Raw genomic sequence first — 12468 nt, 5'->3', positions numbered from 1 at the left:
GACCTGAAACGGACCTCTTGGGTCGAAGGAGAGCGCATGCCTCGCAGCATCTGGAAAGGGAGTATCAGCTTCGGGCTCGTGCAGATCCCGGTCGCCCTCTACCCCGCGGAGGAGCCCAACGAGCTCCACTTCACGCAGCTCGACCGGCGCAACATGACGCCGATCCGCTACGAGCGCGTGAACCGGGAGACGGGCGAGCCGGTGAGCTGGGACGATATCGTCCGCGGCTATCCCTACGAGAAGGGCGAGTATGTGGTCATGTCCGACGAGGACCTGCGCCGCGCGAACGTGGAGGCGACGCAGACCGTGGACATCCTCGACTTCGTCGACGCCTCGGAGATCGACCCGATGTACTACGAGAAGCCGTACTATCTCGCCCCCGCGTCGACGAACAGCAAGAAGAAGTCGTCGGTGACGGCGTACGTGCTCCTGCGCGAGGCGCTGCGGAAGACGGGGAAGGTCGGGATCGCGAAGGTCGTGATCCGGACGCGCGAGCACATCGCCGCGGTGCGGCCGCACGGCCGCGCGCTCGTGCTGAACCTGCTGCGGTTCGCGCACGAGCTCCGGTCCGATGAAGAGCTCGACCTGCCCGAGATGGATGTCGACGCAAAGGGGCTCGGCAAGCGGGAGCTCGAGATGGCCGAGCGGCTCGTGGCCGAGATGGCCACCGAGTGGAAGCCGGAAAAATACAAGGACGAGTACCGCGACGACGTGATGAAGATGATCGAGAAGAAGGTGAAATCCGGTCAGACCACGACGCCCGCGGAGCCGGAGGAGGAGGAGAAGCCCCGCGACACCGGCACGGTCGACCTCATCGCGCTGCTCAAGAAGAGCCTCGGCCAGAAGGGCGCGAAGGTCGCCAACGACGCGAGCGACGACAAACGGGAGAGCGCCCGCGCGAAGCCGCGAAAGGCGGAGACGTCGAAGCGAAAGGCGAGCGGCTCTCGCCGGGCCGCGTGACGCCGCGCGACGCGGCCGGACCGCACGCCGCCGCGGCGCTCAGCGCCGCGGCGGCGGGCCGAGCCCGCATGCAGCCGTCGGCCTGACCGTCGACGGCGCAGGATGGTATACCGAGCTCATGCGCCTCAAGTATCCTGCGGATGTCACGGCCGCATTTCTCGATCTGCAGGAGCAGCCACAGCTCACGGCGCAAACGCTCTCGTGCAGGGGCAGGGTCGAACCGGGCGCGGCGGCGCCGCCGCCCTTCGCCGCCGTCCTCACCGAGCTGATCGAGACGATGTTCTTCGCCTCCATGGCGACCGAGGAGGGGCGGCTCAACCCGGTCGGCGTCGTGTTCGCCGGGAGCCTCGGCGATCTCGAGCTCGACGAGCCCGCGTGGGATCTCGTGCGGTTCGGCGCCGCCGTGGCGTTCGACGTGGAGCACGTCGCCAACCTCGCCTCGGCGTGCGCGTGGCCGCGCTCCTTCCTGTCGGTGGTGCCGCTCGATGGGTCGCTCGTGATCGCCGGCATCGCGACGCCGCATAGCCGGCGCTCCTTCGAGCTCGATCAGCTCGTGCGCGTGGTGGTCCCGAAGCCCGGCGTCGTGGCCGTGTACCGCGGCGAGTGGGAGATCGTCCGCTACGAGCGCGGCGCGGTGCGGACGTGGATGCCGAAGAACCGACCGCAGCTCGACTCGATCGAGCGGACCGTCCTCCGGGACCTCGCGAGTCCGCACGGCCGCCGCGTGAGCAAGTATCTCCTGCGCATCGTGGAAGGGATGGTCGAGCTCGGGCGCGGCGGGCTGCTCGTCGTGCTCGGGCCGGGCGAGGGCCTGCCGCAGCTGTTCGGCGAGGAGGGCAATCCGTTCGACACCGAGGTCAAGCGGCTGGATCCCGCCCTGTGCCTCGGCTCGGCCATCCTCGAGCTCTCCGTCTCCGCCGCGCGCGAGAGCCAGCCGCCGAGCGAGCCGCGGCAGGTGGACGGGAAGAAGCCCGCGGCGGACGGGGCGGCGCGCGGCCCGGACCACCGGTTCAAGAGCTCCGAGCGCCTCAACCGGCTGCTCGACCTCATCGTCCGGCTGACGACCGTCGATGGCGCGGTGGTGATGGACCACGGCCTCGACGTGCTCGCGTTCGGCGCGAAGCTGCCCCCGCCGCGGTCGATCATCTCCGAGGTGTACGCCGCGACCCCCGACCAGCGGATGGACGTGAGCCTGAGCCTCGACGCGCGCGGCACCCGCCACCGCGCGGCCGCGGCGTTCGTGGCGGGGTACCCGGAGCGGATCGCGTTCATCGTCTCCCAGGACGGCAACGCGGCCACGTTCCAGGAGATCGAGGGAAAGGTCGTTTACTGGCCGCTGTGACGGGCCGGCCGCCCGACGTCAGAGGTGCCGCACGATGGCCGCGGCCATCTCGTCGATCGGCGCCTCGGCCACGGCGAGCCCGGCCTCCCGCACGCGGCGGGGCATGCCGTGGACGACGCAGGACGACTCGGCCTCGGCGAGGATCCTGCCGCCGGCCTTGTGGATCGCCCGCGACCCCTCCAGGCCGTCGTCGCCCATGCCCGTCAGCACGACCCCGAGCACGCCCGCCCCGAACTCGGCGGCGGCGCTCGAGAAGAGCAGATCGACCGACGGGCAGTACAGCGACGCCCTGGACGCCTCCGCGAAGCGGACGCTGGCGCGGTCCCGGTGCCGCCGGACCTCGAGGTGCGCCCCGCCGCGCGCGATGACCGCGAGCCCGGGCCGGAGCTGGAGATCGTCCGACGCCTCGACGATCGAGAGGGCGCTCGCGTCGTTCAGGCGGCGCGACAGGGACTCCGTGTACCCGGCGGGGATGTGCAGCGCCACGACGATGGGGACCGGGAAATCGCCGGGCATCGCCGCGAAGAGCCGCGTCAGCGCCTGGGGGCCGCCGGTGGACGTGCCGATCACGACGAGGCGCGCGCGCGGCAGCGCGGGGATCGCGCCGGGCACGGGCGGCGGCTGCGGGCGCGGGACTTCACGGCGGACCCGCGCCTCGGCCGCGGCGAGCACCTTGCGGACCAGCTCGTCCGAGAGCTCGAAGAGGCGATCGGTCGCGAGCGACGTCGGCTTCTCGACGAGATCCACCGCGCCCTGCTGGAGCGCCTTGACGCCGAGCTCGCTGTCCGCCTCGGAGTTGCTCACCACGACGACCCGCGGGGCGCCCTCGCGCGGCAGCGACGCGAGCACGCCGATGCCGTCGAGGTTCGGCATCACGAGGTCGAGCGTGACCACATCGGGCTTGTAACGCTCGATCTTCTCCAGCGCGTCCAGGCCGTCCATGGCCGTGTCGACGACCTCGATCGCGGCGTTCGCGCCGAGGACCTGCCGCAGGACCTTGCGCACGAAGGCGGAGTCGTCGACCACGAGCACGCGGACAGCCGGGTTCTTCATCGCGCGGTCTTCCGGTAGAGAAACACGCCACCCCGCTCCTCGCAGGCGAGCGCGGTGCCAAGCCGCAGCAGCGACTCGGAGATCCCGACCAGGAGGGCCCCGTCCGCGGCGAGCGCCCCCGAGAGGTTCGCGACCACCCACCGCGCCGTGTTGTCGTGGAAGTAGATGAGCACGTTGCGGCAGACGATGACGTCGAAACGCCCGAGCGACGTGACGTCGGACGCCTCGAGCAGGTTGATCCGCCGCCAGTCGATCGCCCCCTTCAGCTCGGCGCTCACGGCGACCCGGTCGGGCGTCACCTCCAGCCACCGGGTGGCGAAGGGGGGCGGCGGGGCGTTGCTCCGGATCGAGCGCGGCCCGTACACCCCGGCCCGGGCGCGCGAGAGCGCCCGCGCGCTGATGTCGCTCGCGACGAGGTCGACCTTGCCGAGCAGGCCCCGCTCGGCGAGGAGCATCGCGATCGTGAACGGCTCCTCTCCGGTCGAGCAGGCCGCCGACCAGATCCGCAGCCGCTCCCCCGCCGCGACGCGCGGCGCGACGAGCTCCGCGACCGCGACCTCGAGCTGCGCGAGCTCGCGGAAGAAGTACGTCTCGCCGACGACCAGCACGTCGATCAGCGCGTCCAGCTCGGCCGCGCCCGCGGGGTCGTACCGGAGGAAGTAATAGTAATCGAGCAGCGAGTCGAAGCCGGCGTCGATCGCGCGCACCGAGACCTTGTCGCCGAGCAGCTCGCGATCGCCCGCGTCGTAGTGGATGCCGATCTTCTCGGCGATGAGCGCGGTGAAGATCGCGAAGACCTGCGGCGAGATGGGGAGGCGGCTCGTCATACCGTCACGCCCACTGCGAGAGGACCGAGGCGGCCACGCGCCGCACCTCCGGGTCCGCATCGGTCCGCGAGACGTGCTCGACCGCGGCGAACCCCTCCCGCGTGGCCACCGCGGCGAGCGTCGTGGCCGCCGCCTTCCGCGCCGGCGCGGAGGGCAGGCCGAGCGCCTGGAGGAGCGCGGCGTGCCCCGCGGGCTGCCGCATCCGCGCCAGCGCCGCGGTGAGGACCGGCGAGAGCTCGTCGTCCGCCGTCCCGAGCGCCTCGAGGATGCCCTCGACGCGCCCCGGCACCGGCGTGGACAGCGCGGCGAGGAGCGGGCCCTGCGCCGGCGAGGCGACGAGCAGCGCGATGAGGCTCCGCGTCGCGTCGACCCCGGCCCGCCCCGCGATGAAGCCGGTCGCCGCGGCGCGCACGCTCTCGTCGGGATCGCCCGCGGCGCGCACCAGCGCCGGGAGGACCTCGGGCGACGAGAAGCCGGAGATCGCCGAGACCGCGACCAGCCGGGTCGCCACGTCCGGCGACGAGAGCGCGCCGAGCAAGGTCGGCAGAGACTCCGCCCGCCCGGCGATGCCGAGCCCGATCAGCGCCGAGCGGCGCATGTCCGTGTCGCTCGCCTGGGCCGCCTGCTCCAGCGCAGCGAGCGCGAGATCGCCCTTGATCGCCGACAGCGCCTCGATCGCCGCCACGCGCACCTGGCCGCTCTCGTCCCGGAGCCGCTCGGCGATGAGCCCGGCCGCCGCCTCGCACCCGAGCTTCCCCAGCGCCTGGCAGGCGTAGTAGCGGACCCACGCGTCCTCGTCGCCGAGCCCCGCGCGGAGCGCGTCGACGACGCGCGGCGCCCGCTGCGACTGCCCGAGCGCCCGCATCGCCACCGCCCGGACCCGCTCCGACGCGTCGGCCGCGAGCGCGGCGAGCGCGTCGATCGCCTCCGGCTGCGCGAAGGACGCGAGGCCGTGGATCGCGCGCTCGCGCGTCCGCAGGTCGGGGTCGCGGACGCCGTCGAGGAAGAGCGGCAGCGCCGAGGCGGGCGCGAAGTAGGCGAGGATCCGCAGGGCCGTCCGCCGCGCGGACGGGGTCCCCTCGCGGGCCGCGGCGATCGCGAGCGCCTCGACGTCGGGGCCGCCGAGGCACTGGATCGCGGTCGTCGCGGCGTGGACGACGCGGGGGTTCGGATCGTCGAGCAGCCGGAACAGCGCGCGCGCCGAGCTCGGCTCCGAGATCCGCGCCAGCGCGTCGCACGCCGCCGCGCGGACCTCCGGGTCCGGATCCGCGAGGCAGCGCTCCACGTCGCCCGCGGCCGCGGCGCTCCGGACGAGCGGCAGGAGCAAGAGCCGGCGGGAGCTGTCGCCGTCGCGCAGCGCCGCGAGCACCCGGGCGTCGGCGCTCCGGGAGAGCTGGAAGAGCGCCTCCGCCGCGGCGCTCGCGACGGCGGGCTCGGCGTCGAGCAGGCGCGTCAGATCGAGCAGGACGTCCTCGCCCCCGATCGCGCCGAGCACGCTGCAGATGAGGACCTGCTCGGCCGGATCCGCGCCGCCGAGGCTCTGCGAGAGCCGCCGCGCCGCGCCGGGCGCGGGCGCCTCGCCCCGGAGCGCCTCGTCGATCGGCCCGGCCGTCCCGTAGCGCTCGCGGTACCGCTCGCGCAGCTCGGCGAGCGCCACCGCGGCGACGCGCGCGACCGCGTCGCTCGGGCGCCCGAGCAGGCGCATCAGCGGCGCCACGGCGCTCCGGCTGCCGGTGCGGCCGAGCGCCCGCGCCGCCTCGAGGAGGTAGCGCGGATCGTCGAGGAGGGCCGAGAGCGGGGGGATCGCGCGCGGGTCGCCGCTGCGGCCGAGCACGTCGATCGCCGGGAAGATGCGGAAGAAGTTGCCGCTCGTGACGGCGTCCACGAGCGCGTCGACCGCCGATCGGCCGCCGACCCGGCCGAGCGCCTCGATCGCGGCGACCGCGACGTTGTCGTCGGCGTGCGACGTGAGCTCCGCGAGCCGGGGGACCGCCTTCGCGCTGCTGCGGCGCCCGAGGATCTGCGCCGCGTCGGCGACGACCGCGGGGCGAGGGTCCCGCGTCAGCGCGAGCACGGGGTCGTCGACGTCGCCGAGCGACGCGACGAGCGCGTCGACGCTCGCGGCGATGCGCGCCTCGCTGTCGCGCCGCGCGGAGAGGCACGCGCAGAGCGGCCCCACGGCCGCGTCGCCGAGCGCGGCGAGCGACGCGACGACGGACCGCCGCACGCTCCAGCTCGGATCCGCGAGCATCTCGATGAGCGCCGGCACCCCCGCGGTCCCGGAGGCGGCGAGCCGATCCACCTGCTCGACGCGCTGCCGCTCCGCGTCCGAGACGGAGAGCGCGGGGCGACGGGAGATCACGCGGTCTCCGGCGGCGCGTGGGGCTGGCTTCCGTTCGCCCTGAGCTGCGCGACCGCGGCGGCGACCACCGCGACCGCGTCCACGTGCTCGGCGCTCGCGTGCCGGATCCGGCCGACCTGGTCGAGCACGTGGCCGGCGTCGGCCGCGACCGCGCCGGAGTCCCTCGCCTGCCGTGCCGCGGCGGCGGCGACCTCCCGGACAGGCTCGCGCAGGCGGGCGAGCGACGCGGCGTGCTGCTCGCTCCGGGTCGACAGCTCGGCGGCCGCCCTGACGACGCCCTGGAGCGACGCCGCCTGCCGGCTCGCGCCCGACGCGAGCGCCGCGATCGACTCGGCCTGATCGGCCACCGCCCGCGCCATCTGCTTGGCGATCCGGCGCACGGACTCCCCCTCCTTCGCGAGGGACGCCGTCGCCTTGCTCTGGTCCGCCGTGGCGGCGGTCACCGTCGCCGCGAGCCGCGCGACCTGGCGGGCGGACGCCTCCAGCTGCTTCGCGGCCCGCGCCTGCTCGCCGATCCCCCGGGCCGAATGGGCGGACAGCTTCCGGATGTCGTCCATGGCGCGCGCCACCTCGGTCGCGCCGCCGGACTGCTCCGCGAGGCCGGCGACCATCCGCTGCGACGCGCCCGCGGCCTCCTGCGTGAGCGCCGAGATCCCGGCCAGGGCGCGGGTCTGCTCGGTCACGGCGGTGCTGGTCTGATGGGTCAGCGCGCGCATCTGCGCGGCGACCTTCGCGAGCTGCGACGCCCCCGTCGCCTGCTCCTCCATCGCCCGCGACACGCGCTCGGCGCTCGAGGTGAGCTGCCCGTTCAGCTTCACGGCGTCGCGCAGCGCACGCGCCTGCTCGGCGGTCGCCTCCTTCGTCTGCCGGGCCATGCGCCGCATCTCGGCGCTCCCCTGCGCGAGCGCCTGGATCGCCTTGGTCTGCTCGGCCGCGGAGCGCGCGACCGCCCTGCCTTCCTCGCTCATGCGCGCCGCGGTCTGCGTGAGAGAGCCCACCGCCTGCACCTGATCGGCGTTCGCCCGGTCGATGTCGCGGATCGAGCGGCCGAGCTCCTCGACGCCCTGCAGGATGGACGCGAGCGCCCGCTCGGCGTCGCCCGCGAGCCGGGTCCCCTCGTCCGCGACCTTCACCCCCTCCGTCGAGGCGGCCACCGCCTCGCGGGCGCTCGCCTGGAGCGCGCGGACGATCTTGGCGATCTCGGCGCTCGAGACGGCGGCGCGGTCCGCGAGGTTCCGGATCTCCTCGGCGACGACGGCGAAGCCCCGGCCGTGCTCCCCTGCCCGCGCGGCCTCGATGCTGGCGTTGAGCGAGAGGAGGTTCGTGCGGTCGGCGATCAGGTTGATCGTCTGGACGATGTCTCCGATCTCCTCGGCTCGCTTGCCCATCTCCTTCATGACCGACGCGGAGTCGGCCATCGCCTGCCGGATGCTGCCGAGGCCGGCGATGGACCTGCCCACCGTCTCCGCGCCCTGGCGCGCCGTCGCGACGCCCTGCTCGGCGGTCGCGCGCGCGGTCTCGACGATGGAGACGATCCGCCGCGTGGTGCCCTCGACCTGCGACGAGGCGGCGGCGTTGCCGGCCGCGAGCCCGCTGATCTGGTCGGCGCTCTGCGCGACCTGCTGCGCGGTCCGCGCGAGCTCCTCGGCGGCGACCGCGTTGGCCTCGATGGTCGCCGCGTTCTTCTCGGCCGTGGCCGCGACCTCCTCGACCGAGCTCGCGATCTCGGTGATCGTGCTCGCGGTCGACGACGCGCTCGCGTCGAGCGCCTTCGCGCTCTCCGCCACCCCGCGGGTCGAGCGCGCCATCTGCTCCGCGGTCGCGGCGGTCTCCTCGACCGCGCTCGCCATCTCCGTGGCGTCGCGCGCGACGCGGTCGAGGGAGGCGCTCACGCCCGCGACGGCGCCGGCCATGGTCGAGATCTGCGCCCCGAACCCCCGGGCGTCGGACGAGATGCGCGCCATGCCCTTCGACATCTCCTCGATGGTGGCCCCGATCTGCTCGAGCGCTGCGGCGCTGCTCTCGCCCCGGGCCGCCGCATCGTCGGCGGCCCCGCTCGTCACCGAGACGGAGCTGAGGAGCTCCTCGCTCGAGGACGCGAGCTCCTCGGCGCTGGCGCTCACCGACTTCACCGAGCGTGCGATCTCCTCGAGCGCCGCCGCGGTCGTCTCCGCGGAGCCGGCGAGCGCCTCGGCGTCGCCCCTCACGCCGGCGAGCGCGGGGGCGAGCGTCCCGAGGCCGCTCGTCGTGACCTCGGCGCCCTGCGCGACCTCGGCGGCGGCGTCGCTGATGCGCTGCCCCGACCGCGCGAGCGCCTGCGCCGCGGCCGCCGCCTCCTCGATCTCGCCCGCGAGCGCGCCCGCCACGGCGCCCTGCTGCCTGCCGGCGGCGGCGTGCTCCGCGCCGGCGGCGGCGAGCCGCGCGGCCGCCTGCTCGACGCCGGCCACGGCCGTGATCGCCTGACGGAGCGAGCGCTCGGTCTGCTCTGCCCGCGCGAGCGCGCCGTCGATGTCCGCGATTGCCTCAACTGCCATGTTCCTGCTCCTCACCGATGATCCTGCCGACGTCGACGAGCATGACGAGCCGCTTCCCGAGCTTCGCGACCGCCCTCACGAACCCGGCGCTCTCCTCCGCCATGACCTCGGGGGGCGCCCGCAGCTCGCCGGCGGCGATGTTGACGACCTCCCGCGCGCTGTCCACGAGGAGGCCCACGGTGCGGCCGCCGCGCTGGACGACGATGACGCGCGAGTCCAGCGTGGGCTCCACGGTGGGGAGCCCGAACCGGGCGCGCAGATCCACGACCGGCACGACGCGGCCGCGGATTTGGATGAGGCCGCCGACGTACGGCCGCGTGCCCGGCACCCGGGTCGCGCCGGTGAACGACTCCATGTGGAGCACGTCGGCCGCCGAGATCGCGTACTCGGTGTCCGCCACCTTCAGGACCACGTGCAGGTCGCTCATGAGGCCACCCGCACCAGGCCCGCGCGGCCGCCCTGGCCCGCGGAGAGCCGCCCGCTGAGGCTCACGAGGTCGAGGACGAGCGTGGGGCGGCCGTCGCCGAGATCGGTCGAGCCGGACACGCCCGGCACCTTGACGAGCGGGTCCTCGAGCGGCCGCACGACCACCTCCTGCTGGCCGAGCACGCGGGTCACGGCGAAGGCGAAGGGCGCGCCGTTGCGCCGCACGACGAGCGCCCTGCTCGCAGACGAGGCCCCGAGCTCGAAGAGCGCGGCGAGGTCGACGAGCGGCACGACCTCGCCGCGCCGCTCGATCAACTCGGTACCGCCCCGGGCGCGGTCCGGGGCTGGCAGCTCGGTACCACCCCGCGCGCGGCCTGCGGCCGGCAACTCTGCAGCCCCGCGGGCGGGGCCCAGCGCCGGCAGCTCTGCCGCACCTCGGGCGGGGCCCAGCGCCGGCAGCTCCGCACCGCCCCGCGCGCGGCCCGGCGCCGGGCCGCGGAAGATGCGGGCCGCGTCGATCTCCATGACTTCCTCCACGCCCGCGACGGGCGTCACGAACGGCTGGTCCCCGCACAGGAAGGAGAACGCGTCCACGATGGTCAACGTGAGCGGGATCCGCAGGGTGAAGGTGGTGCCGGCGCTGCGCGCCGTGCTCACGGAGAGCTCGCCGCCGAGCTGCTCCACGGCGATGCGCCGCACAATGTCCATCCCGAGCCCGCGGCCGCTGGTCTTCGTCGCCTGGTCGAGCGTCGACAGCCCGGGCAGCGTGATGAGGTCGAGCAGCGCCGCGTCGCTGTCCGGCGCGGGGCGGCCGGCCCGCGCCGCGATGAGCGCGCGGTCGATGCCGCGCCCGTCGTCGGCGACGCTGAGCTCGAGCTGGTTGTTGGAGCGCTCGAAGCAGGAGACCCGGACGACGCCCTCCTCGGGCTTGCCCAGCCGCCGGCGCTCCGAGGGCGGCTCGATCGCGTGATCGACCGCGTTGCGGAGCAGGTGCACGATCGCCGGGAAGATGCGCTCCGCGACCGCCTTGTCGAGCTCCGCCTTGCCCGCGTCGATCTCGATCCGCACCTGCTTGCCCGTCGCGCGGCCGAGGCCGCGGACGACGAGCGGCACGCGCTCGAGGAGCTCCGTCACCGAGATCATGCGCGCGCGCATGATGGCGCCGCGGAGGTCGCGCAGCTGGCGGTCGTGCTCGCGCAGGATCTCCGAGAGGTCGCGGACGTCCACCCCGCGGGCGCGCAGGTCGGCGGCCGCCCGGGCGAGCCGGAACCGCGTGACGACGAGCGCCGACAGCTTGTCGAGCGCGTCGTCGAGGCGCGCCACCTCGACGCGCACCACGCCGCGGAGCTGGGGCTCCCGGTCCGCCGGCTCCTCCGGCTCGGCCTCGGCCAGGGCCGCGACCGCCAGCGGGACGGGCGGCGCCACCGTGAGCGGGCGGACGCCGTCGGCGCCCGCGGCCCGCGCGATCTCCTCGTCGGGCGCGCTCGTGAGCACGAGGAGCGCGAAGGCGATGCCGCCCGGCGCCCTGTCGCTGGCCGGGATCGAGAGCGGGACGACCTTGACGATCTCGGCGAGCTTGCCGACGCGCTCGCGGACGGTCGTGATGTTCATCCCCTCGGCCGTGCGCGCCGGCGACGGGACGAAATCGACCCGCAGCGCGCGCCGACCGGCGGCCAGGCCCTGCGCGAGCTGCACCCGCTCGCCGGCCCCGAGCTTCGCGAGGATCTCGGGGTCGGCGCTGATCGTCGGCGCGGGCGGCGACGGCGCGTCGGCGAGATCGAGCGCGGAGAGGGCGTCGAGCAGCGCGGGCGCCGCGGGCGGCACCGGCTGCTTCCCGGCGAGGGCGCGGGTCCGCTCCTCGATGGCCCGGAGCCCGCGGAGCAGCACCTCGATCGACTGCGCGGAGAGGCTGCCGGCGGCCCTGTCCACCGCCCGGAGCACGGTCTCCATCGCGTGGGCGATGTCCACGATCGGCTCCACGCCGACCATGGCGGAGAGGCCCTTGATGGTGTGAAGAGAGCGGAAGAGCTCGCGCACCGCCCGCGGGTTCGACTCGCCGGCGCGGACGGCCGCCTCCGCGGCGAGGAGGTTCGCGGTCGACGCGGAGAGGTGCTCCTCCACCTCGACGAGGTAGCCGGCGACGAACTCGTTCACATCGAGCGCGTCGCTCATCCTGCGCCCGCGACGCGCTCCCCGAGGAGCGCTCGCACGCTGGCCAGGATGGCGTCGGGCGTGAACGGCTTCGTCATGAACTCCGAGGCACCCGCGCCGAGCGCGCGGGCCCGGGACTCCTCATCACCCCGGGTGGTCACCACCAGAATCGGCAGGCTCCGCAGCTTGTCCTGGCCACGGATGAACTCGATGACCTCGAGCCCTCCGATATCGGGCATGTTCAGGTCGAGCACCACGAGATCGAACGGCCTGAGCGAGAGCGTCTCAATCGCCTCGAGCCCGCTCGCCGCGTGCGCGAACGAATACTGCTCGGCCCGCAGGCAGGCGACGACCATCTCACGCATTACCCTGCTATCGTCGACGACGAGGATCTCTGCCACAGCGACACTCGGCCCAGGGCATAGCCGGCCCGCGTGCTGGGTGTCAATTGCGCGGCGGAGCGAGCCCGGACGAATCAGGGAAATCCCGTCGGACTGGCCCCGAGGTTCACGACACGCGGGCGCGGGCGCGGGCGACGAGCGCTCGTTCGGGTCCACGCCGGCTGCGCCGCGTCCGTCCGGCAACGGCGCCGAGGGGCGCTCGCTCGGGCCAGGGCGCGGCGCGCGCCGCCCGCCTCGCGCGGACACCGAAGCCCGACGCGCGGCGCGCGGCGCGCGTCCACGGAGCGCGTCCCAAAACGGAAGCCCGCGCGTCGAGGCGCCGCGAAGCGGCGGAACGCGGCAGCGCGCTTTTCAGCGCATGGGGCTTGCGTCGTTGTGGGCTCTCGATCAGATGAGACTGGGCGGTAACGAC

At 74.6% G+C, this 12468-nt stretch carries 9 protein-coding genes; 2 read left to right on the top strand and 7 right to left on the bottom strand.

The features are described 5' to 3' along the window. The first annotated feature begins 36 nt into the window (after positions 1-36). Together WMF33_RS15470 and WMF33_RS15465 are read left to right on the top strand one after the other, a co-directional pair. A complete protein-coding gene (locus WMF33_RS15470; RefSeq protein ID WP_437337845.1) occupies positions 37-960 on the top strand; it encodes a Ku protein in 924 nt (307 codons plus the stop codon). Between the two features lie 118 nt (positions 961-1078). After that, entirely contained in the window at positions 1079-2302 is a 1224-nt protein-coding gene (locus tag WMF33_RS15465; protein WP_437337844.1) for a putative sensor domain DACNV-containing protein, read from the top strand. A gap of 18 nt (positions 2303-2320) precedes the next feature. On the opposite strand, the gene cheB is transcribed toward WMF33_RS15465, so the two are convergent. Genes cheB through WMF33_RS15430 form a run of 7 tightly spaced genes read right to left on the bottom strand, consistent with a single transcriptional unit; the run spans position 2321 to position 12056 of the window. After that, positions 2321-3355: a chemotaxis-specific protein-glutamate methyltransferase CheB gene (gene cheB / locus WMF33_RS15460; protein WP_437337843.1), complete on the bottom strand. Its 1035-nt coding sequence runs from the start codon at positions 3353-3355 to the stop codon at positions 2321-2323. Then, positions 3352-4182, bottom strand: coding sequence for a CheR family methyltransferase (locus WMF33_RS15455; protein ID WP_437337842.1), 831 nt, complete (start codon positions 4180-4182; stop codon positions 3352-3354). Before WMF33_RS15455 ends, cheB begins: the two co-directional genes overlap by 4 nt. Before the next feature lie 4 nt (positions 4183-4186). After that, entirely contained in the window at positions 4187-6544 is a 2358-nt protein-coding gene (locus WMF33_RS15450; protein WP_437337841.1) for a HEAT repeat domain-containing protein, read from the bottom strand. After that, on the bottom strand, positions 6541-9078 hold the full coding sequence (locus tag WMF33_RS15445; protein ID WP_437337840.1) for a methyl-accepting chemotaxis protein: 2538 nt from the start codon (positions 9076-9078) through the stop codon (positions 6541-6543). Before WMF33_RS15445 ends, WMF33_RS15450 begins: the two co-directional genes overlap by 4 nt. After that, positions 9068-9505: a chemotaxis protein CheW gene (locus WMF33_RS15440; protein ID WP_437337839.1), complete on the bottom strand. Its 438-nt coding sequence runs from the start codon at positions 9503-9505 to the stop codon at positions 9068-9070. The genes WMF33_RS15445 and WMF33_RS15440 overlap by 11 nt, the downstream gene beginning before the upstream one ends. Beyond that, entirely contained in the window at positions 9502-11676 is a 2175-nt protein-coding gene (locus tag WMF33_RS15435; protein WP_437337838.1) for a chemotaxis protein CheA, read from the bottom strand. The genes WMF33_RS15440 and WMF33_RS15435 overlap by 4 nt, the downstream gene beginning before the upstream one ends. Then, on the bottom strand, positions 11673-12056 hold the full coding sequence (locus WMF33_RS15430; RefSeq protein ID WP_437320101.1) for a response regulator: 384 nt from the start codon (positions 12054-12056) through the stop codon (positions 11673-11675). The genes WMF33_RS15435 and WMF33_RS15430 overlap by 4 nt, the downstream gene beginning before the upstream one ends. Positions 12057-12468 lie beyond the last annotated feature (412 nt).

This window comes from Sorangium sp. So ce394 (assembly GCF_051474665.1).
GTDB classification, from domain to species: domain Bacteria; phylum Myxococcota_A; class Polyangia; order Polyangiales; family Polyangiaceae; genus Sorangium; species Sorangium cellulosum_D.
This window is presented reverse-complemented; position numbering and strand designations above follow the sequence as displayed.